The following is a 19,586-nucleotide window of genomic DNA, read 5'->3' as shown; positions in this document are numbered from 1 at the left end:
ACGGTTGTGGCGCACGTCTTCGGTGAACGCACTCTGGCCACACTGGAGCGTCTTCTGAGCCTGCTGTCGGCCTTTGAGGTCGTGGTATGGATGACGGATGGCTGGCCGCAGTATGAATCACGCCTGAAGGGAAAGCTGCACGTTATCAGCAAGCGTTACACTCAGCGCATTGAGCGACATAATCTGAATCTGAGACAACATCTGGCAAGGCTGGGACGGAAGTCACTGTCGTTCTCAAAATCGGTGGAGCTGCATGACAAGGTCATCGGGCATTATCTGAACATAAAACACTATCAGTAAGTTGGAGTCATTACCCTTGCAGCTCGCTACTCACCGGGCTGTTATCCGGGTTAGCGGGCATAACATCGGTCATATATTTCCACCAACGTTGGCAAACATCAGTACTGGCTACCGCATTCCACCGTTCTTCAGATTCAATCTCTACCGTGGCAAACAGCAGATTACGCGCTTTGTCGAGGTAAATGGCGTAGTTATGCGCACCGTGAGATTTCAACACTGCTTCCAGTTCCGGCCAGATGGGGTTATGCCGACGCTGATACTCTTCGTGGGCGTCGGGGTTAACCTGCATGACAAAGGCTTTGCGGATCATGTTTGCTCCTTACAGCGCCAGCGCACTGGCTAGTGGTGTAACGCCGAAGCGCTTGCCGAGCGCTATCAACTCTTCACGGCTGATGGTCTGTTTCATGCCGCCCATCGAATAAACCTTCACTAATACTTGTGCTGATTTTTCTGCGGTGTCGATTAAACCGAATGTTTCATCCAACGTCGACCCGCTGCCGAAGACGCCGTGGAAGGGCCACAACACCAGCGAATGTTTTTGCATCTCTTGTGCGGTCGCCTGGCCGATTTCGTCCGTGCCGGGCACCATCCACGGCAGAATGCCAACGCCATCCGGGAATACCACCAGACACTCGGTGCTGCCTTCCCACAGTTGGCGAGTAAAGACCGCGGTGTCGTTTTCCAGTACATAGGTGAGGGCGATCAGGTTGGTGGCGTGGCAGTGCATGATCACCCGATCTTTACCGTTGGTGGCTTTAATGCGCTCGCAGTGGGAGAGAAAGTGCGCCGGGAGTTCGGATGTCGGGATGGCTTCGTTGGTTAACCCCCAGAGAATATGGTAGCCCGCGCCATCGCTGTCGACTTTTACGACGCCTAAGTTAGCTGCAGGATCGAGCTGGACGTTACGGAAGAATTTGCCGGAGCCGGTGACAATAAACGGTGTATTTGCCAGTAAAGGCATGGGCTGGCTGAGCGGGATATAGCGCGGTTGTGCATGGACGTTGTCTTTATAAGGCGCGATATCGGCGTCATCTAGGCGCAGCGTCAGGTTGCCGCCGTTGCGTTCGTCCCAGCCTTTCAGCCAGGCATCGGTGGTGGCTTTGATCATTCCCTGGACAAACCAGGACTGGGTAATGTTTTGCATGTTCTGTGTTCCTGTAAATTCGGTGTTGTCAGATGCACGACCCGTAGGCCGGATAAGGCGCTCGTGCCGCATCCGGCAATCAATGCCTGATGCGACGCTGTCGCGTCTTATCAGGCCTACAACTATTGCCGACCTGTAGGCCGGATAAGGCACTCGTGCCGCATCCGGCAATCAATGCCTGATGCGACGCTGTCGCGTCTTATTAGGCCTACAACTGTTGCCGACCCGTAGGCCGGATAAGGCGCTCGCGCCGCATCCGGCAGTGTTTACCCACGCTGGCTCAAAATTTCTTTTTCATAAGCCCGCACGCTCTCCAGCCATTCGCTACCTGCTGGCGTATCGTGACGTTGGCAATACATTTCCCAGACCGCCTGCCACGGCAACGATTTCTGCTCTTCCAGCAGTGCCAGACGCGCAGTGTAATCGCCCGCCGCTTCCAGCTTGCGCAGCTCAGCGGTAGGTTCCAGCAACGCACGCAGCAGGGCTTTTTTCATATTGCGTGTACCAATGACCCACGCGGCAATGCGGTTGATAGAGGCATCGAAGAAGTCAAGGCCGATATGCACCCGGTCAAACAGATCGTGACGCACAATCTCACTGGCAATTGCCTGGGTTTCATCATCCAGCAGCACTACGTGATCGCAGTCCCAGCGAACCGGACGGCTGACGTGCAGCAGCAACTGCGGCACATACAGCATGGCGGCGGAAATCTTGTCGGAAATCACTTCAGTCGGGTGGAAGTGCCCGGCGTCTAGGCACAGCGCAGTCTGGCGGCTGGTGGCATACCCCATGTAAAACTCATTGGAGCCAACCGTGTAGCTCTCTGCGCCAATGCCAAACAATTTGCTCTCAACGGCGTCGATATGGTGCGCAGGGTTTAGCTTCTTGCTGATCACCTCATCCAGTGCTGCCAGCAGACGCTGACGCGGGGCGAGACGGTCAACGGTGATATCTTTCATACCATCCGGGATCCAGATGTTCATCACCGATGGTGTGCCGAGTTGCTCGCCAAAATAGGCCGAAACGCGACGGCTGGCTTTGCAGTGATCAATCCAGAACTGGCGAATGCTGTCGTCGGGATGCGAGAGCGTAAAGCCATCGGCGCTTAGCGGATGCGAAAAGCAGGAGGGGTTAAAATCCAGACCGAGCTGATTGGCTTTCGCCCATTCAACCCAGTTTTTGAAGTGCTCTGGTTTGATCTGGTCGCGCGAGACTGGCGTATCTGATTCCAGATAGATGGCATGTAAATTAAGCCGTTTCGGCCCCGGAATCAGCCGCATAGCCTGTTCCAGATCGGCACGTAGCTCACTGGCATTACGCGCTTTGCCCGGATAATTGCCTGTGGCCTGAATCCCCCCGGTCAGCGAACCTTCCGGGTTTTCAAAACCGGAAACATCATCGCCCTGCCAGCAGTGCATTGAAACGGGTAAACGATCAAGTTGGCGCAGCGCCTCCTCGACATCAATCCCCACCGCCGCGAAACGCTGTTTCGCCAGCTCCCAGGCCTGTTCCAGTTGAGTGGTCATGCGCAAAGCTCCTTTGTCTGTCGTGTAGAGTGAAGCTGCGCCACATAGTGGGCAATTTCACTGTCAGGATTAGGGGTAAAGGTGGTCAGATTCGCGGTGGTGCTGACGACCTGACGGAAATCATCCACATTGTTGAGTTCATCCAGCGTCATTAACTGGATGCCGATATTGCCGAGCGTCGAGGCTTCAACAGGCCCGGCGATCACCCGAATACCGCAGGCATCGGCACATAGCTGGTTGAGCAGCGTGTTCTGGCAGCCGCCGCCGACAATATGCAGTTGCGAGAAATCTTCACCGCGTAGCTGCGCCAGTTCAGCATCACTTTCCGGGATCGGTTGCGCCGTTTCCCGACACGCAGCCTGAATTTCGCTGCACATCGCCTCAGGATTAATAAAGCGATCGTCATTGGGATTGATGATGAAGCGGCAGGCCGGAAGTGCCTGTGTCGCGGCGATAAGCGCCGGGAGATCGTTGATTTGCCGCTCCTGAAGCACTCGCTGAAGCAGCCATAAGCCCATAATATTTTTCAGCACCCGATAGCGACCTTCCGCCCCGCCTTCATTGGTTATGTTGGCTGCCAGCGCCGTGTCATTGGTAAATGGCGTCTGGCTTTCGAAGCCCATCAATGACCAGGTGCCAGAAGAGAGATAAGCAGCGCGTGAACCGTTTAACGGCGAGGCGATAACCGCGCTGGCGGTATCATGGCTGGCAACGGCGACCACCGGAATCTCATTACCCTGCGGGCAAATCCAGTGCCCAATGACATTACCCGGATGCGTCGGGCGACCAAACCAGGCTTTGTTGGCCCCGCTCCACGCCAGTAGCGACTCGTCCCAGTCGTCGCTATTGATATTGACCAGTTGTGTGGTGGTGGCATTGGTATATTCCCAGTTCATCTTGCCGGTCAGGCGATAGCTGAAGTAATCCGGCATCAGCAGAGCGTGAGCAATGTGTGGAATAAGTTCAGGTTGTTGCTCCGTCAGCGCACGCAGTTGATAAAGCGTATTGAAGGGCAGAAACTGGATGCCGCTACGTTGATAAATATCGCGTTTGCCGAGTTGTTGCTGTGCCTGCGCCATTAGGCCATTGGAGCGGCTATCGCGATAAGCAACGGGCAGGCCCACACGCTGACCCTGTTGGTCGAGCAGCACAAAGTCCACGCCCCAGGTATCAATCCCAATGCTATCGATACGAATCCCTTCCTCGCACACCTTGTTTAATCCAAGGCGAATGGCACTTTCCAGGCTATCCACATTCCAGGTGACATAACCGTTCTGGCTATGCAGGTCATTGTTAAAACGATGGATTTCGCGCAGCGTCATGCTGCGGCATTCACGCTCGTAACGCGCCAGCATCACGCGCCCACTGGATGCGCCGAGATCGACGGCGACACAATTGCGAAAGGTCATAATGTGATCCTGCTGAATTTCATTACGACCAGTCTAAAAAGCGCCTGAATTCGTGACCTTCTCGTTACTGACAGGAAAATGGGCCATTGGCAACCAGGGAAAGATGAACGTGATGATGTTCACAATTTGCTTCATTGTGGTGATGTGATGCTCACCGCATTTCCTGAAAATTCACGCTGTATCTTGAAAAATAGACGTTTTTTACGTGGTTTTCCGTCGAAAATTTAAGGTAAGAACCTGACCTCGTGATTACTATTTCGCCGTGTTGACGACATCAGGAGGCCAGTATGACCGTATTACATAGTGTGGATTTTTTTCCGTCTGGTAACGCGTCCGTGGCGATAGAACCCCGGCTCCCGCAGGCGGATTTTCCTGAACATCATCATGATTTTCATGAAATTGTGATTGTCGAACATGGCACGGGTATTCATGTGTTTAATGGGCAGCCCTATACCATCACCGGTGGCACGGTCTGTTTCGTACGCGATCATGATCGGCATCTGTATGAACATACCGATAATCTGTGTCTGACCAATGTGCTGTATCGCTCGCCGGATCGATTTCAGTTTCTCGCCGGGCTGAATCAGTTGCTGCCACAAGAACTGGATGGGCAGTATCCGTCTCACTGGCGCGTTAACCACAGCGTATTGCAGCAGGTGCGACAGCTGGTTGCACAGATGGAACAGCAGGAAGGGGAAAATGATTTACCCTCGACCGCCAGTCGCGAGATCTTGTTTATGCAATTACTGCTCTTGCTGCGTAAAAGCAGTTTGCAGGAGAACCTGGAAAACAGCGCATCACGTCTCAACTTGCTTCTGGCCTGGCTGGAGGACCATTTTGCCGATGAGGTGAATTGGGATGCAGTGGCGGATCAATTTTCTCTTTCACTGCGTACGCTACATCGGCAGCTTAAGCAGCAAACGGGACTGACGCCTCAGCGTTACCTGAACCGCCTGCGACTGATGAAGGCCCGACATCTGCTACGTCACAGCGAGGCCAGCGTTACTGACATCGCCTATCGCTGCGGATTCAGCGACAGTAACCACTTTTCGACGCTTTTTCGCCGAGAGTTTAACTGGTCACCGCGTGATATTCGCCAGGGACGGGATGGCTTTCTGCAATAACGCGAATCTTCTCAACGTATTTGTACGCCATATTGCGAATAATCAACTTCGTTCTCTGGCCGAGGTAGCCACGGTGGCGCATCAGTTAAAACTTCTCAAAGATGATTTTTTTGCCAGCGACCAGCAGGCAGTCGCTGTGGCTGACCGTTATCCGCAAGATGTTTTTGCCGAACATACACATGATTTTTGTGAGCTGGTGATTGTCTGGCGCGGTAATGGTCTGCATGTACTCAACGATCGCCCTTATCGCATTACCCGTGGCGATCTCTTTTACATTCATGCTGACGATAAACACTCCTACGCTTCCGTTAACGATCTGGTTTTGCAGAATATTATTTATTGCCCGGAGCGGCTGAAGCTGAATCTTGACTGGCAGGGAGCGATTCCGGGATTTAGCGCCAGCGCAGGGCAACCACACTGGCGCTTAGGTAGCGTGGGGATGGCGCAGGCGTGGCAGGTTATCGGTCAGCTTGAGCATGAAAGTAGTCAGCATGTGTCGTTTGCTAACGAAATGGCTGAGTTGCTGTTCGGGCAGTTGGTGATGTTGCTGAATCGCCATCGTTACACCAGTGATTCGTTGCCGCCAACATCCAGCGAAACGTTGCTGGATAAGCTGATTACCCGGCTGGCGGCTAGCCTGAAAAGTCCCTTTGCGCTGGATAAATTTTGTGATGAGGCATCGTGCAGTGAGCGCGTTTTGCGTCAGCAATTTCGCCAGCAGACTGGAATGACCATCAATCAATATCTGCGGCAGGTCAGAGTGTGTCATGCGCAATATCTTCTCCAGCATAGCCGCCTGTTAATCAGTGATATTTCGACCGAATGTGGCTTTGAAGATAGTAACTATTTTTCGGTGGTGTTTACCCGGGAAACCGGGATGACGCCCAGCCAGTGGCGTCATCTCAATTCGCAGAAAGATTAATTCGCCATGCCGATGCCGACGATGTTGGCGGCGACAATAATCACCACACAACCGAGGCTCAACACCGTTACCGGACGGCGACCTGCATTGTTCCACTCTTTCAGCACCAGCCCGACGATACCGCCGCACAATACATAGAAACTCATATGCAGCATCCAACTGATGTAGTCATACTGCGCCGGAATGCGGGCGTGGCCCCAGGCATAGAAAAAGAATTGCAGATACCACATCAACCCGCCCAGTGCTGAGAGTAACACATTGTGAATGATCAGCGGTTTTGCCAGCGAGAAGTCGGCTTTTAGCGACAAATCCTTCACTTTTGCCAGACGAATGAAGCAGAAACCGAGGTTGATGATCGCGCCGCCGCCCAGTGCGGCAGCGGCTTCATGCATCGGTTTTGCGGCGTTCATCGCAAAAGACATACCGGCAGAGAAAATGCCGCACATCACCGCCAGCACCAGCCCTTTTTTCAGGTTGAACTCTTCGGCTTTAATGCCCATTTTGCGCTCTTTCAACTGCCCGGCGCGAGTCACAATCCCTACACCAATCAGCGCCACCAGAACGCCGAGCAACGTCATGCGTCCGCCTTCGGTATTAAGCAGAACATCGAAATTGCCGTTGATAATTGGCGTCATCAGCGTACCGACAATCAACGTAATGCCAATGGCGATGCCAATTCCCATCGACATGCCGAGATAACGCATGGTCAGGCCGTAGTTGATATTACCGATCCCCCACATAGCGCCGAACAGAAAAACAGGCAGCAGCGTAGAGAGACTAAACGAGCTGTAATACGCCCAGAAATTCGGCAGTAACAGGGCGCTGATGGCCCACGGCAGAATAATCCACGAAACAATCCCACCAACTGACCACATGGTTTCCCATGACCATTTTTTTACTTTTTTGAACGGAGCGTAAAAACAGGCTGCACTGGCCGCGCCGATCAAATGCCAAAATATCCCCATCGTAATCGCGTTACTCATCTTCTTATCCTCATCATTTTTCGTCGCGTCACATCTCCGACGAGATGAGTGTAAAAATCGTGCTGTCGATTAACCTTTCGCCTGTTGCCGCCGTTGTCGATTTACTGGCAATCACGGCATTAAGTGGGTGATTTGCTTCACATCTCGGGCATTTTCCTGCAAAACCATACCCTTACGAAAAGTACAGCATTGATAATCATTTTCAATATCATTTAATTAACTATAATGAACCAACTGCTTACGCGCATTAACAATCGGCCGCCCGACAATACTGGAGATGAATATGAGCTATACCCTGCCATCCCTGCCGTATGCTTACGATGCCCTGGAACCGCACTTCGATAAGCAGACCATGGAAATCCACCACACCAAACACCATCAGACCTACGTCAACAACGCCAACGCGGCGCTGGAAAGCCTGCCAGAATTTGCCAACCTGCCGGTTGAAGAGCTGATCACCAAACTGGACCAGCTGCCAGCAGACAAGAAAACCGTACTGCGCAACAACGCTGGCGGTCACGCTAACCACAGCCTGTTCTGGAAAGGTCTGAAAAAAGGCACCACCTTACAGGGTGACCTGAAAGCGGCTATCGAACGTGACTTCGGCTCCGTTGATAACTTCAAAGCAGAATTTGAGAAAGCGGCAGCTTCCCGCTTTGGTTCCGGCTGGGCATGGCTGGTGCTGAAAGGCGATAAACTGGCGGTGGTTTCTACTGCTAACCAGGATTCCCCGCTGATGGGTGAAGCTATTTCTGGCGCTTCCGGCTTCCCGATTCTGGGCCTGGATGTGTGGGAACATGCTTACTACCTGAAATTCCAGAACCGCCGTCCGGACTACATCAAAGAGTTCTGGAACGTGGTGAACTGGGATGAAGCAGCGGCACGTTTCGCGGCGAAAAAATAATCATTTGCCGCCTGCTGCAATGAGGCGTTTACGCCGCATATCAGCTTAAAAAATGAACCATCGCCAACGGCGGTGGTTTTTTTGTGTTCAATTTCAAAATAAAAACAATGATCCGATAAAAATAAAACAGCGTTTCAATTAATGTGGTTTTGATCACTTTTATTGATTAAATGAATGTCTATCTTCGTTTCCATCAACACTGATGCTCCATTGAGGAATTACGCATCAGCCCTTAAAAATATGCCGACAGGTGATGGAAATGCAGATAAAACGCTCGATTGAGAAAATCCCGGGGGGATGATGCTCGTCCCGCTATTCCTTGGCGCACTGTGCCACACCTTCTCGCCGGGGGCGGGGAAATATTTTGGATCATTCACCAACGGGATGATTACCGGTACGGTGTCCATTCTGGCGGTGTGGTTTTTTTGCATGGGGGCGTCAATAAAATTAAGCGCGACGGGAACGGTATTGCGTAAATCCGGTACGCTGGTGGTAACAAAAATTGCCGTCGCGTGGGTGGTTGCGGCAATTGCCTCGCGCATTATTCCGGAACATGGCGTTGAAGTTGGATTCTTTGCCGGACTTTCAACGCTGGCGCTGGTGGCGGCGATGGATATGACCAATGGCGGACTTTACGCTTCCATCATGCAGCAGTACGGCACAAAAGAAGAAGCTGGGGCATTTGTGTTGATGTCGTTGGAGTCCGGGGCGCTCATGACGATGATTATTCTGGGCACTGCAGGGATTGCCTCGTTTGAACCGCATGTTTTCGTCGGCGCAGTATTACCGTTCCTCGTGGGCTTTGCCCTGGGGAACCTTGACCCTGAATTACGAGAATTTTTCAGCAAAGCGGTGCAAACGCTGATTCCATTCTTTGCCTTCGCGCTGGGCAATACCATTGATTTGACTGTGATTGCCCAGACTGGTTTGCTGGGGATCCTGTTGGGTGTGGCAGTAATTATCGTGACCGGTATTCCGTTGATTATCGCCGATAAATTGATTGGCGGTGGCGATGGCACTGCCGGAATTGCCGCTTCCAGTTCCGCAGGGGCCGCGGTAGCGACACCTGTGCTGATTGCAGAAATGGTGCCTGCGTTTAAACCGATGGCTCCGGCAGCAACTTCGCTGGTAGCGACGGCGGTCATTGTGACTTCGATTCTGGTGCCAATTCTTACCTCTATCTGGTCACGTAAAGTCAAAGCCAGAGCAGCGAAAATCGAAATTTTAGGTACGGTGAAATAAACCTGCTTCCTTAATCCCCACAGCCGGATGAACTAACGTTCGTCCGGTTTGCTATTGAGTTCCTGCCTGGATACTTACCGCGAAAACAGCACGCCTGACATAAAATAAATATGGTCTAATGGGGAAATTTCTCGTGGAGAGGGAACAGATGCGATATCCGGTTGATGTATACACAGGCAAGATTCAGGCTTATCCCGAAGGCAAACCCAGCGCAATTGCCAAAATCCAGGTTGATGGTGAGTTGATGCTGACGGAGCTGGGGCTGGAAGGTGACGAGCAGGCGGAGAAAAAGGTTCACGGTGGGCCAGACAGAGCGCTGTGTCATTATCCTCGTGAGCATTATCTCTACTGGGCGCGGGAATTTCCGGAACAGGCGGAGTTGTTTGTTGCGCCTGCGTTTGGTGAAAACCTCTCAACCGACGGCCTGACGGAAAGTAATGTTTATATGGGCGATATTTTCCGCTGGGGAGAGGCATTAATTCAGGTCAGCCAGCCGCGCTCGCCTTGCTATAAACTCAATTACCATTTTGATATCAGCGATATAGCGCAGTTGATGCAAAACACAGGTAAGGTGGGGTGGTTGTATAGCGTGATAGCGCCAGGGAAAGTGTCTGCGGACGCGCCGCTGGAGTTGGTTTCCCGTGTCAGCGATGTGACCGTGCAGGAGGCTGCCGCCATCGCATGGCATATGCCGTTTGATGACGATCAGTATCACCGTTTACTCTCCGCCGCCGGGTTATCGAAAAGCTGGACGCGGACGATGCAAAAGCGCCGACTGAGCGGCAAGATCGAAGATTTTTCCCGCCGGTTGTGGGGAAAATAACCCCCGGAGTGTAGGCCTGATAAGACGCTATCAGCGTCGCATCAGGCATCCTGCTCAAATGCCGGATGCGGCGTAAACGCCTTATCCTGCCTACAAATGCGGAGTTTAACTCCGCTTATACAGCGGCAACCAAATCACCAGCCGTAAACCGCCCAGCGGGCTGTCTTCTGCCTTCACCCAGCCACGATGCTGCTGAATGGCGGTTTCAACAATCGCCAGCCCCAATCCTGTACCGCCAGATTCACGATCGCGTGCTTCATCGGTCCGATAGAACGGACGGAAAATCTGTTCGCGATCTTCCGGGCTAACGCCAGGACCATCGTCGTCCACCGTAATGGTGATACCGTCTTTATCTACCGCAAAGCCCACTTCAATCTTCGTATGGGAATAACGCAGAGCATTACGAACAATGTTTTCCAGCGCACTTTCCAGGGCGTTCGGATTGCCGTACAGCGGCCACGGCCCAGGCGGGAAGTTAACTGTCAACGACTTGCCCATTTGCTCGGCTTCGAACGCCGCGTTATCCAGCACTTCACTCCACAACTGGTTGGCTTTGATGGTTTCGCTAACCAGCGCGTTTTTTTGCTGATTACGTGACATCACCAACAGATCGTTGATCATGCTGTCCAGACGTTGCGCTTCGGTTTCAATACGCTCCAGTTCCTTGCTTTCACCGCTACGACGGCGCAGTAACGCCGTACCCAGTTGCAGACGCGTCAGCGGGGTGCGCAGCTCGTGAGAGATATCAGAAAGCAGACGCTGCTGAGAGGTCATCATGCGCTCCAGCGCGGTGACCATCTGGTTAAAACTGGCACCTGCGGCAAGGAATTCCTGTGGCCCCGCTTCCAGTTCCGGGTGCTGGCGTAAGTTTCCCTGGGCAACTTCATCGGCAGCGTTTTTCAGCTTACGCGCCGGTTTTGCCAGACTCCAGGCCAACCACAACAGCAGCGGCGTACTGACCAACATGGTGACAATCAGCAGTAATAGCGGGCGGTCAAACAGTAAGTTAATGAAATCGGATTGAGAACTGCTGGCCGGACGAATCAGATAAAGTTGGTAATTATCTTCGCCATCACGCACGGAGAACGGACCGACCAGTTCCACGCGGCCATACTTTTTCTTCTGCGGATGATCGGCGTTATCGGCCTGACCAATAAAGTTACGAATGATCTGCATTTCGCTGCGTTCAGCGCCGATCACGCGGCCTTCGGTGGTCACCAATAACAAACGCTGTCCTGGCGGTGCCCACTTATCAATCGCCCGGAACAGACGCCGCCACCACATTAAATCGTTGGGCGGATCGTTCGCCAGCTCCGCTTCGACATGCTGCTCAATCATCAGCCCCTGACGCTGTTCGCTATCCAGAAGCTCGGTCATCTGGCGTGAATCGAGCTTGGGTAACATCAAAACCAACATCAACACCAGCGCCAGCGTCAGCCAGAAGATGGCGAAGATGCGCGCGGTTAAGCTGCCTATCATGAAGCAGAAACCATCAGATAGCCGCGACCACGCAAGGTTTTAAACCACGGGTGACCATCTTTACGATCCGGCAGTTTACGACGCAGGTTGGAAATGTGCATATCAATAGCGCGGTCGAAAGGCGTCAGGCGTTTGCCCAACACTTCCTGGCTTAAATGTTCACGGGAAACCACCTGACCCAGATGCTGTGCCAGCAAATAGAGCAGGGTAAACTCAGTACCGGTTAACTCCAGCGTTTGCCCGTCGAAGCTGGCTTCCTGACGGCCTGGATTCAGCACTAAGGCATCAACTTCCAGTGTCGGTGAACCGTTGTCGTTGTTTTGCTGTTGCTCGCTCCAGTGCGAACGGCGCAGGATCGCGCGAATACGTGCCACCAGCTCACGATCATTAAACGGTTTCGGGAGATAGTCATCTGCGCCCAGCTCAAGGCCGAGAACGCGATCAAGTTCACTGCCGCGCGCCGTCAACATAATGACAGGCGTCTGGTGTGTCTGGCGAAGTGCTTTTAATGTGTCGATACCATTTTTCTTCGGCATCATTACGTCAAGCAAAAGTAAATCAATGCTGTCGTCCAGAAGATCAAGCGCCTGTTCCCCATCGTGGGCAACAATCACGTTGAAGCCTTCCATCTCGAGCAGCTCCTTTAATAGGGAAGTCAGCTCTCGGTCATCATCAACTAACAGGATTTTATTCATTGTTTAAATACCTCCGAGGCAGAAATTACGTCATCAGACGTCGCTAATCCATGACTTTACGTTGTTTTACACCCCCTGACGCATGTTTGCAGCCTGAATCGTAAACTCTCTATCGTTGAATCGCGACAGAAAGATTTTGGGAGCAAATGATGCGCATAGTTACCGCTGCCGTCATGGCCTCAACGCTGGCAGTCAGTTCATTAAGCCACGCTGCTGAAGTCGGTTCAGACGATAACTGGCATCCGGGTGAAGAACTTACGCAGCGCAGTACGCAGCGCAGTACGCAGAGCCATATGTTCGACGGCATAAGTTTAACCGAACATCAGCGTCAGCAGATGCGAGATCTTATGCAACAGGCCCGGCACGAACAGCCTCCTGTTAATGTTAGCGAACTGGAGACAATGCATCGCCTTGTCACCGCAGAAAATTTTGATGAAAACGCTGTGCGCGCACAGGCAGAAAAAATGGCGAATGAGCAAATTGCTCGTCAGGTTGAGATGGCAAAAGTCCGCAACCAAATGTATCGCCTGTTAACGCCGGAGCAGCAAGCGGTTTTAAACGAGAAACATCAACAACGAATGGAGCAGTTGCGTGACGTGACGCAATGGCAAAAAAGTTCATCGTTGAAGCTATTGAGTAGTAGCAACTCACGTTCCCAGTAGTAAACCCTGTTTTCCTTGCCATAGACACCATCCCTGTCTTCCCCCACATGATGTGGGGTTTTTTTTATCCTCAATTTGCCTGCTGCTTAATGCATTGCAGATGATTTGCTTCCGTTATACTAGCGTCAGTTGATAGCGGGAGTATTTATGAATCAATCTTATGGACGGCTGGTCAGTCGGGCGGCGATTGCTGCGACGGCGATGGCTTCGTTGCTATTGCTGATTAAAATTTTTGCATGGTGGTATACCGGGTCGGTGAGTATTCTCGCCGCGCTGGTGGATTCGCTGGTGGATATCGGCGCGTCGTTGACGAATTTACTGGTGGTGCGATATTCCCTGCAACCTGCCGACGATAATCACTCGTTTGGTCACGGTAAAGCAGAGTCCCTCGCGGCGCTGGCGCAAAGTATGTTTATCTCCGGTTCGGCACTATTCCTGTTTTTGACGGGTATTCAACATATGATATCTCCAACACCGATGATAGATCCAGGCGTCGGGGTTATCGTGACAATTGTGGCGCTAATTTGTACGATTATCCTTGTCTCGTTTCAGCGTTGGGTGGTGCGCCGGACGCAAAGCCAGGCGGTGCGGGCTGATATGCTACATTACCAGTCTGATGTTATGATGAACGGCGCAATTCTGCTGGCGCTGGGGTTGTCCTGGTACGGCTGGCATCGCGCCGATGCTCTGTTTGCATTGGGAATCGGCATCTATATTTTATATAGCGCGTTACGCATGGGATATGAGGCGGTACAGTCATTACTGGATCGCGCATTGCCTGATGAGGAACGGCAAGAAATTATTGATATCGTGACTTCCTGGCCGGGTGTTAGCGGCGCTCACGATCTTCGCACGCGGCAGTCAGGGCCGACCCGCTTTATTCAGATTCATTTGGAAATGGAAGACTCTCTGCCTTTGGTTCAGGCACATATGGTGGCGGATCAGGTAGAGCAGGCTATTTTACGGCGTTTTCCGGGATCGGATGTAATTATCCATCAGGACCCCTGTTCCGTCGTACCCAGGGAGGGTAAACGGTCTATGCTTTCATAATCAGTATAAAAGAGAGCCAGACCCGCATTTTGTGTATAAAATACCGCCATTTGGCCTGACCTGAATCAATTCAGCAGGAAGTGATTGTTATACTATTTGCACATTCGTTGGATCACTGCGATGTGCAAGAAGACTTCCGGCAACAGATTTCATTTTGCATTCCAAAGTTCAGAGGTAGTCATGATTAAGAAAATCGGTGTGTTGACAAGCGGCGGTGATGCGCCAGGCATGAACGCCGCAATTCGCGGGGTTGTTCGTTCTGCGCTGACAGAAGGTCTGGAAGTAATGGGTATTTATGACGGCTATCTGGGTCTGTATGAAGACCGTATGGTACAGCTAGACCGTTACAGCGTGTCTGACATGATCAACCGTGGCGGTACGTTCCTCGGTTCTGCGCGTTTCCCGGAATTCCGCGACGAGAACATCCGCGCCGTGGCTATCGAAAACCTGAAAAAACGTGGTATCGACGCGCTGGTGGTTATCGGCGGTGACGGTTCCTACATGGGTGCAATGCGTCTGACCGAAATGGGCTTCCCGTGCATCGGTCTGCCGGGCACTATCGACAACGACATCAAAGGCACTGACTACACTATCGGTTTCTTCACTGCGCTGAGCACCGTTGTAGAAGCGATCGACCGTCTGCGTGACACCTCTTCTTCTCACCAGCGTATTTCCGTGGTGGAAGTGATGGGCCGTTATTGTGGCGATCTGACGTTGGCTGCGGCCATTGCCGGTGGCTGTGAATTCGTTGTGGTTCCGGAAGTTGAATTCAGCCGTGAAGACCTGGTAAACGAAATCAAAGCGGGTATCGCGAAAGGTAAAAAACACGCGATCGTGGCGATTACCGAACATATGTGTGATGTTGACGAACTGGCGCATTTCATCGAGAAAGAAACCGGTCGTGAAACCCGCGCAACTGTGCTGGGCCACATCCAGCGCGGTGGTTCTCCGGTGCCTTACGACCGTATTCTGGCTTCCCGTATGGGCGCTTACGCTATCGATCTGCTGCTGGCAGGTTACGGCGGTCGTTGTGTAGGTATCCAGAACGAACAGCTGGTTCACCACGACATCATCGACGCTATCGAAAACATGAAGCGTCCGTTCAAAGGTGACTGGCTGGACTGCGCGAAAAAACTGTATTAATGATTTCGGAAAAAGGCAGATTCCTTTAGCCTGAAACCGATGACAGAAGCAAAAATGCCTGATGCGCTTCGCTTATCAGGCCTACATGAATTTTGCAATTTATTGAATTTGCAAACTTTTGTAGGCCGGATAAGGCGTTCGCGCCGCATCCGGCATGGACAAAGCGCACTTTGTCAGCAATATGAGGCGGATTTCTTCCGCCTTTTTAATCCCTCAACATATACCCGCAAGTTATAGCCAATCTTTTTTTATTCTTTAATGTTTGGTTAACCTTCTGGCACGCTTTGCTCATCACAACACAACATAAGAGAGTCGGGCGATGAACAAGTGGGGCGTAGGGTTAACATTTTTGCTGGCGGCAACCAGCGTTATGGCAAAGGATATTCAGCTTCTTAACGTTTCATATGATCCAACGCGCGAATTGTACGAACAGTACAACAAGGCATTCAGCGCCCACTGGAAACAGCAAACTGGTGATAACGTGGTGATGCGTCAGTCACACGGTGGTTCAGGTAAACAAGCGACGTCGGTAATCAACGGTATTGAAGCTGATGTTGTCACGCTGGCTCTGGCCTATGACGTGGACGCAATTGCGGAACGCGGGCGGATTGATAAAGAGTGGATCAAACGTCTGCCGGATAACTCCGCACCGTACACTTCCACCATTGTTTTCCTGGTGCGTAAGGGCAATCCGAAGCAGATCCATGACTGGAACGATCTGATTAAACCGGGTGTTTCGGTGATCACGCCTAATCCGAAAAGCTCTGGTGGCGCACGCTGGAACTACCTGGCTGCCTGGGGCTACGCGCTGCATCACAACAACAACGATCAGGCAAAAGCACAGGATTTTGTTCGGGCACTGTATAAAAACGTCGAAGTTCTGGATTCTGGCGCGCGCGGCTCCACTAACACCTTTGTCGAGCGCGGGATTGGCGATGTACTGATCGCCTGGGAAAACGAAGCTCTGCTGGCAGCGAATGAACTGGGGAAAGATAAATTCGAAATCGTCACGCCGAGTGAGTCTATCCTCGCAGAGCCAACCGTGTCGGTGGTCGATAAAGTGGTCGAGAAAAAAGGCACCAAAGAGGTGGCGGAAGCCTACCTGAAATATCTCTACTCGCCAGAAGGTCAGGAAATTGCCGCGAAAAACTACTACCGTCCGCGCGACGCTGAAGTAGCGAAAAAGTACGAAAATGCGTTTCCAAAGCTGAAGTTATTCACCATTGATGAAGAGTTCGGCGGCTGGACGAAAGCGCAAAAAGAGCATTTTGCTAACGGCGGTACGTTCGATCAGATCAGCAAACGCTGATTTCCCCAGGATAATTATCAAACCCGGTGGTTTCTCGCGACCGGGTTTTTTATTTGTCACGATTTTGCGTTACCCTTGCATCTCTTTGAGGTACAGGGAAAAAAAGATGAAAAAAGCGGGTCTTCTTTTTTTGGTGATGATAGTTATCGCCGTTGTGGCTGCCGGTATTGGTTACTGGAAATTAACCGGTGAAGAGTCGGATACATTACGTAAGATTGTCCTTGAGGAATGTTTGCCCAATCAGCAGCAAAATCAAAATCCTTCGCCATGTGCGGAAGTCAAACCCAATGCCGGATACGTGGTTTTAAAAGATCTTAATGGCCCACTGCAATATCTGTTGATGCCAACGTATCGTATTAACGGTACTGAAAGTCCTTTGTTGACCGATCCTTCAACGCCGAACTTCTTTTGGTTGGCCTGGCAGGCGCGTGATTTTATGAGCAAAAAGTACGGCCAGCCGGTTCCCGATCGCGCGGTTTCTTTGGCGATCAACTCCCGCACCGGGCGTACGCAAAACCATTTTCATATTCATATCTCTTGTATTCGTCCTGATGTGCGCGAACAACTGGATAACAATCTGGCGAACATCAGCAGCCGCTGGTTGCCACTGCCAGGTGGTTTGCGCGGGCATGAATACCTGGCGCGTCGGGTAACGGAAAGCGAACTGGTACAACGCAGCCCATTTATGATGCTGGCAGAAGAAGTACCTGAGGCGCGGGAACATATGGGAAGCTACGGGCTGGCGATGGTACGGCAGAGTGATAACTCATTTGTATTGCTGGCGACACAACGAAATCTACTGACGCTTAACCGTGCTTCAGCCGAGGAAATTCAGGATCATCAGTGTGAGATTTTGCGTTAAGGCGAAGAGTTAAGGAAAGTAAGTGCCGGATATGAAATCCGGCACCTGTCAGACTTAAGCCTGTTTAGCCGCTTCTGCAGCTTTAACGATTACTGCGAAAGCGTCAGCTTTCAGAGACGCACCGCCAACCAGCGCGCCGTCGATGTCTGGCTGAGCAAACAGTTCTGCAGCGTTAGACGCGTTTACAGAGCCGCCGTACTGAATGATCACTTGTTCAGCGATGTTAGCGTCAACTTTAGCGATGTGGTCACGGATGAATTTGTGAACAGCCTGTGCCTGAGCCGGAGTTGCAGATTTGCCAGTACCGATTGCCCATACAGGTTCGTAAGCGATAACCGCACCTTCGAATGCCGCAGCACCCTGAGTTTTCAGTACCGCGTCGATCTGACGTGCGCAAACTTCTTCAGTTTTGCCCGCTTCGTTTTCAGCTTCGGTTTCACCGATGCACAGAACCGGAGTCAGACCCTGCTCTTTCAGCACCGCGAATTTTTTCGCGATCAGTTCGTCAGACTCTTTGTGGTAAGTACGACGTTCAGAGTGGCCGATGATGATGTACTGTGCGCCGATGTCTTTCAGCATAGCAGCAGAGGTTTCACCGGTGAATGCGCCGGACAGGTTCAGGTCCACGTTTTGCGCACCCAGCATGATGTGGCTGCCTTCAGCTTCGCGCTTCGCCATATCGATGTACATTTCCGGTGGTGCGATTGCAACCGCACAGCCAGCAACACCTGCCAGCTCTTTACGCAGGTTAGAAACCAGCTCGTGAACCATGTGGCGGCTGCCGTTCAGTTTCCAGTTACCCATCACTAAAGGATGTCGCATTTTAATTCTCCACGCTTATAAGCGAATAAAGGAAGATGGCCGCCCCGCAGGGCAGCAGGTCTGTGAAACAGTATAGAGATTCATCGGCACAAAGGCTTTGCTTTTTGTCATTTATTCAAACCTTCAAGCGATTCAGATAGCGCCAGCTTAATCGGTTCAACAGCGAAGGTCAGCCCCTTTTCGCCGTTGTCCGCGACAACATAACGCAGTGCACCTTCTGTCTCGGTGTAATAACGTTTGTTTTTCCCCGCCGTTAGTAGCGACTGCAGTTTTTTCTGGCTTTGTGTTTTGGTCATTAATGGGGTGAGTGTGCGGATCACTGCTGCCATGTATTCCTGAGCTTTCGCTTTCGCTGCTTTTTGCTCTGGCCCCTGGATGGGTAGCCAGGTCATTTGAATGCTTTTGATTTTTAAGGTACCGCGCTCCAGCGCTGTAGAAGCATACAAGTTCTCGTTAATTTTACTTGCAGCACGAGTGAGATTGGCTTTGTCGGGACTGCTGTCGATGGCACGAAATTCGTTCAGTGGCAGGCTAGGATTCTGGCTGTTAAAGTCTTCTCGAAACTGGCTGATGGAGAGATCGAAAGTAGGGGCTCCAGCCAGCAGATAAGGCGCGGTCGTTGCCGTATCTGGTGTTTGTGCATGCGCCGTTGTTGTAACGGTTAATGCAGAACATAAGAGAAAAAACAGCGTACACCCTGGCTTCATTGACAGTACCTTTTGTTATGACTGGCTCCGATTAAAACGATATCTGTCGCCCTTGTCAAAAGGGTAGAATCCTGGAAAAGACAACCATCAAGGAACTTACATGACCATACAGCAATGGTTATTCTCATTTAAAGGGCGTATTGGACGCCGTGATTTCTGGATTTGGATAGGCCTGTGGTTCGCAGGCATGCTGGTGCTTTTCTCACTGGCGGGTAAAAATTTACTCGATATTCAGACCGCGGCGTTTTGCCTTGTGTGCTTGCTTTGGCCAACAGCGGCAGTAACTGTTAAGCGCTGATATGACTTTCCGTGTCAAACCGGAATCTCTAATTTTGACGATTTTCTTTTTAGGTTTAATTCCCTGAGGGCGACGTAGCAGTAAATCCGACGGTGAATCACGCTGATATTCGCGGGTTGGATACCGCATTACAGAGGTCCGTCATATGAGCCTGCCACTTTCTTACGTCGCGAATCAGCTTT

Annotated in this window: 20 protein-coding genes and 2 pseudogenes; 12 read left to right on the top strand and 10 right to left on the bottom strand. The window is 51.7% G+C overall.

Annotation, left to right across the window (positions count from 1 at the left end):
• On the top strand, window positions 1–300 hold a 300-nt coding region (locus BGK49_RS21110; protein ID WP_069375675.1), incomplete at its 5' end, for an IS1 family transposase.
• Between the two features lie 10 nt (window positions 301–310).
• On the opposite strand, the gene rhaM is transcribed toward BGK49_RS21110, so the two are convergent.
• From rhaM to rhaB, 4 genes are all read right to left on the bottom strand, one after another.
• Window positions 311–610 (bottom strand): L-rhamnose mutarotase, encoded by a 300-nt coding sequence (rhaM, locus tag BGK49_RS21105; protein ID WP_000619504.1) that lies wholly within the window; start codon window positions 608–610, stop codon window positions 311–313.
• A 9-nt stretch (window positions 611–619) separates the two neighbouring features.
• The gene (gene rhaD / locus BGK49_RS21100; protein ID WP_001179769.1) at window positions 620–1,444 is read right to left on the bottom strand and encodes a rhamnulose-1-phosphate aldolase; all 825 of its coding nucleotides are present in this window, start codon (window positions 1,442–1,444) and stop codon (window positions 620–622) included.
• Window positions 1,445–1,710: 266 nt separating this feature from the next.
• Complete coding sequence (rhaA, locus tag BGK49_RS21095; RefSeq protein WP_000211510.1) at window positions 1,711–2,970, bottom strand: L-rhamnose isomerase; 1,260 nt, start codon at window positions 2,968–2,970, stop codon at window positions 1,711–1,713.
• Window positions 2,967–4,379 (bottom strand): rhamnulokinase, encoded by a 1,413-nt coding sequence (gene rhaB / locus BGK49_RS21090; protein WP_000144114.1) that lies wholly within the window; start codon window positions 4,377–4,379, stop codon window positions 2,967–2,969. Before rhaB ends, rhaA begins: the two co-directional genes overlap by 4 nt.
• Before the next feature lie 287 nt (window positions 4,380–4,666).
• Between rhaB and rhaS the strand changes: the two genes are divergently transcribed.
• Together rhaS and rhaR are read left to right on the top strand one after the other, a co-directional pair.
• A complete protein-coding gene (rhaS, locus tag BGK49_RS21080; protein WP_000217137.1) occupies window positions 4,667–5,503 on the top strand; it encodes an HTH-type transcriptional activator RhaS in 837 nt (278 codons plus the stop codon).
• 73 nt (window positions 5,504–5,576) lie between these two features.
• A complete protein-coding gene (gene rhaR, locus BGK49_RS21075) occupies window positions 5,577–6,425 on the top strand; it encodes an HTH-type transcriptional activator RhaR (RefSeq protein WP_005044692.1) in 849 nt (282 codons plus the stop codon).
• Here rhaR and rhaT read toward each other — a convergent pair.
• Window positions 6,422–7,408 (bottom strand): L-rhamnose/proton symporter RhaT, encoded by a 987-nt coding sequence (gene rhaT / locus BGK49_RS21070; RefSeq protein WP_069375830.1) that lies wholly within the window; start codon window positions 7,406–7,408, stop codon window positions 6,422–6,424. The genes rhaR and rhaT overlap by 4 nt on opposite strands.
• A gap of 283 nt (window positions 7,409–7,691) precedes the next feature.
• On the opposite strand from rhaT, the gene sodA reads away from it, so the two are divergent.
• Window positions 7,692–8,312: a superoxide dismutase [Mn] gene (gene sodA, locus BGK49_RS21065; RefSeq protein WP_001297064.1), complete on the top strand. Its 621-nt coding sequence runs from the start codon at window positions 7,692–7,694 to the stop codon at window positions 8,310–8,312.
• Between the two features lie 40 nt (window positions 8,313–8,352).
• On the opposite strand, the gene BGK49_RS31795 is transcribed toward sodA, so the two are convergent.
• Entirely contained in the window at window positions 8,353–8,469 is a 117-nt protein-coding gene (locus tag BGK49_RS31795) for an RNA-binding protein (RefSeq protein ID WP_000598276.1), read from the bottom strand.
• A 102-nt stretch (window positions 8,470–8,571) separates the two neighbouring features.
• On the opposite strand from BGK49_RS31795, the pseudogene kdgT reads away from it, so the two are divergent.
• A pseudogene (kdgT, locus tag BGK49_RS21055) lies at window positions 8,572–9,554 on the top strand (2-keto-3-deoxygluconate transporter).
• Between the two features lie 148 nt (window positions 9,555–9,702).
• Window positions 9,703–10,377, top strand: coding sequence for a 6-hydroxyaminopurine reductase (gene yiiM, locus BGK49_RS21050; RefSeq protein ID WP_001270260.1), 675 nt, complete (start codon window positions 9,703–9,705; stop codon window positions 10,375–10,377).
• 105 nt (window positions 10,378–10,482) lie between these two features.
• Here yiiM and cpxA read toward each other — a convergent pair whose 3' ends face one another.
• Together cpxA and cpxR are read right to left on the bottom strand one after the other, a co-directional pair.
• Window positions 10,483–11,856, bottom strand: a complete 1,374-nt coding sequence (gene cpxA / locus BGK49_RS21045) for an envelope stress sensor histidine kinase CpxA (RefSeq protein ID WP_000580417.1) — start codon at window positions 11,854–11,856, stop codon at window positions 10,483–10,485.
• Complete coding sequence (gene cpxR / locus BGK49_RS21040; protein WP_001033722.1) at window positions 11,853–12,551, bottom strand: envelope stress response regulator transcription factor CpxR; 699 nt, start codon at window positions 12,549–12,551, stop codon at window positions 11,853–11,855. The genes cpxA and cpxR overlap by 4 nt, the downstream gene beginning before the upstream one ends.
• A gap of 149 nt (window positions 12,552–12,700) precedes the next feature.
• Here cpxR and cpxP point away from each other — a divergent pair, with 149 nt between their 5' ends.
• The 5 genes from cpxP (at window position 12,701) to cdh (ending at window position 17,577) form a co-directional block, all read left to right on the top strand.
• The gene (cpxP, locus tag BGK49_RS21035; RefSeq protein ID WP_001223797.1) at window positions 12,701–13,213 is read left to right on the top strand and encodes a cell-envelope stress modulator CpxP; all 513 of its coding nucleotides are present in this window, start codon (window positions 12,701–12,703) and stop codon (window positions 13,211–13,213) included.
• A 147-nt stretch (window positions 13,214–13,360) separates the two neighbouring features.
• On the top strand, window positions 13,361–14,263 hold the full coding sequence (gene fieF, locus BGK49_RS21030) for a CDF family cation-efflux transporter FieF (protein ID WP_001076753.1): 903 nt from the start codon (window positions 13,361–13,363) through the stop codon (window positions 14,261–14,263).
• A gap of 180 nt (window positions 14,264–14,443) precedes the next feature.
• The gene (gene pfkA / locus BGK49_RS21025; RefSeq protein WP_000591795.1) at window positions 14,444–15,406 is read left to right on the top strand and encodes a 6-phosphofructokinase; all 963 of its coding nucleotides are present in this window, start codon (window positions 14,444–14,446) and stop codon (window positions 15,404–15,406) included.
• Between the two features lie 319 nt (window positions 15,407–15,725).
• Window positions 15,726–16,715 (top strand): sulfate/thiosulfate ABC transporter substrate-binding protein Sbp, encoded by a 990-nt coding sequence (gene sbp, locus BGK49_RS21020; RefSeq protein WP_001045699.1) that lies wholly within the window; start codon window positions 15,726–15,728, stop codon window positions 16,713–16,715.
• Between the two features lie 106 nt (window positions 16,716–16,821).
• Entirely contained in the window at window positions 16,822–17,577 is a 756-nt protein-coding gene (cdh, locus tag BGK49_RS21015; protein WP_000708998.1) for a CDP-diacylglycerol diphosphatase, read from the top strand.
• Between the two features lie 54 nt (window positions 17,578–17,631).
• Here the strand turns inward: cdh and tpiA are convergent, their stop codons facing one another.
• Both tpiA and BGK49_RS21005 read right to left on the bottom strand, forming a co-directional pair.
• Complete coding sequence (gene tpiA, locus BGK49_RS21010; RefSeq protein WP_001216325.1) at window positions 17,632–18,399, bottom strand: triose-phosphate isomerase; 768 nt, start codon at window positions 18,397–18,399, stop codon at window positions 17,632–17,634.
• Between the two features lie 107 nt (window positions 18,400–18,506).
• Window positions 18,507–19,106 (bottom strand): YiiQ family protein, encoded by a 600-nt coding sequence (locus tag BGK49_RS21005; protein WP_000802226.1) that lies wholly within the window; start codon window positions 19,104–19,106, stop codon window positions 18,507–18,509.
• 100 nt (window positions 19,107–19,206) lie between these two features.
• On the opposite strand from BGK49_RS21005, the pseudogene BGK49_RS21000 reads away from it, so the two are divergent.
• Window positions 19,207–19,401 (top strand): annotated as a pseudogene (locus BGK49_RS21000) (DUF805 domain-containing protein); the annotation flags it as partial.
• Window positions 19,402–19,586 lie beyond the last annotated feature (185 nt).

The organism is Shigella sp. FC1544, from assembly GCF_001722145.1.
Classification (GTDB): domain Bacteria; phylum Pseudomonadota; class Gammaproteobacteria; order Enterobacterales; family Enterobacteriaceae; genus Escherichia; species Escherichia coli.
This window is presented reverse-complemented; position numbering and strand designations above follow the sequence as displayed.

What these genes read in the sequence shown, in the direction of transcription:
- rhaM (WP_000619504.1), bottom strand. Translation starts at nt 610, where the DNA reads ATGATCCGCAAAGCCTTTGTCATGCAGGTTAACCCCGACGCCCACGAA.
- rhaD (WP_001179769.1), bottom strand. Translation starts at nt 1,444, where the DNA reads ATGCAAAACATTACCCAGTCCTGGTTTGTCCAGGGAATGATCAAAGCC.
- rhaA (WP_000211510.1), bottom strand. Translation starts at nt 2,970, where the DNA reads ATGACCACTCAACTGGAACAGGCCTGGGAGCTGGCGAAACAGCGTTTC.
- rhaB (WP_000144114.1), bottom strand. Translation starts at nt 4,379, where the DNA reads ATGACCTTTCGCAATTGTGTCGCCGTCGATCTCGGCGCATCCAGTGGG.
- rhaS (WP_000217137.1), top strand. Translation starts at nt 4,667, where the DNA reads ATGACCGTATTACATAGTGTGGATTTTTTTCCGTCTGGTAACGCGTCC.
- rhaT (WP_069375830.1), bottom strand. Translation starts at nt 7,408, where the DNA reads ATGAGTAACGCGATTACGATGGGGATATTTTGGCATTTGATCGGCGCG.
- sodA (WP_001297064.1), top strand. Translation starts at nt 7,692, where the DNA reads ATGAGCTATACCCTGCCATCCCTGCCGTATGCTTACGATGCCCTGGAA.
- yiiM (WP_001270260.1), top strand. Translation starts at nt 9,703, where the DNA reads ATGCGATATCCGGTTGATGTATACACAGGCAAGATTCAGGCTTATCCC.
- cpxA (WP_000580417.1), bottom strand. Translation starts at nt 11,856, where the DNA reads ATGATAGGCAGCTTAACCGCGCGCATCTTCGCCATCTTCTGGCTGACG.
- cpxR (WP_001033722.1), bottom strand. Translation starts at nt 12,551, where the DNA reads ATGAATAAAATCCTGTTAGTTGATGATGACCGAGAGCTGACTTCCCTA.
- cpxP (WP_001223797.1), top strand. Translation starts at nt 12,701, where the DNA reads ATGCGCATAGTTACCGCTGCCGTCATGGCCTCAACGCTGGCAGTCAGT.
- fieF (WP_001076753.1), top strand. Translation starts at nt 13,361, where the DNA reads ATGAATCAATCTTATGGACGGCTGGTCAGTCGGGCGGCGATTGCTGCG.
- pfkA (WP_000591795.1), top strand. Translation starts at nt 14,444, where the DNA reads ATGATTAAGAAAATCGGTGTGTTGACAAGCGGCGGTGATGCGCCAGGC.
- sbp (WP_001045699.1), top strand. Translation starts at nt 15,726, where the DNA reads ATGAACAAGTGGGGCGTAGGGTTAACATTTTTGCTGGCGGCAACCAGC.
- cdh (WP_000708998.1), top strand. Translation starts at nt 16,822, where the DNA reads ATGAAAAAAGCGGGTCTTCTTTTTTTGGTGATGATAGTTATCGCCGTT.
- tpiA (WP_001216325.1), bottom strand. Translation starts at nt 18,399, where the DNA reads ATGCGACATCCTTTAGTGATGGGTAACTGGAAACTGAACGGCAGCCGC.
- BGK49_RS21005 (WP_000802226.1), bottom strand. Translation starts at nt 19,106, where the DNA reads ATGAAGCCAGGGTGTACGCTGTTTTTTCTCTTATGTTCTGCATTAACC.